Source organism: Citrobacter sp. Cpo015 (assembly GCF_030333035.1).
Lineage (GTDB): Bacteria > Pseudomonadota > Gammaproteobacteria > Enterobacterales > Enterobacteriaceae > Citrobacter > Citrobacter portucalensis.
The window spans coordinates 1-302 of the sequence record NZ_JAOWGS010000017.1; the positions used below are offsets into that span (position 1 = coordinate 1).

The following is a 302-nucleotide window of genomic DNA, read 5'->3' on the forward strand; positions in this document are numbered from 1 at the left end:
AGTGCTCACACAGATTGTCTGATGAAAAGTAAATAGCAAGGCGTCTTGCGATTGAGACTTCAGTGTCCCCTTCGTCTAGAGGCCCAGGACACCGCCCTTTCACGGCGGTAACAGGGGTTCGAATCCCCTAGGGGACGCCACTTGCTGGTATGTGTGAGTGAAAGTCGCCGACCGAAGTATCTCAAAACTGACTTACGAGTCACGTTTGAGATATTTGCTCTTTAAAAATCTGGATCAAGCTGAAAATTGAAACGACACACTGTTTCATTTCTCCGTAATAAGAAATGAAAAGCGGTGTGTTC

1 tRNA gene is annotated in these 302 nt (G+C 46.4%); it reads left to right on the forward strand.

The features are described from left to right. Window positions 1–64: 64 nt before the first annotated feature. Window positions 65–140 (forward strand) — tRNA-Glu (locus tag OGY67_RS00080). The last annotated feature ends 162 nt before the right edge of the window (window positions 141–302 follow it).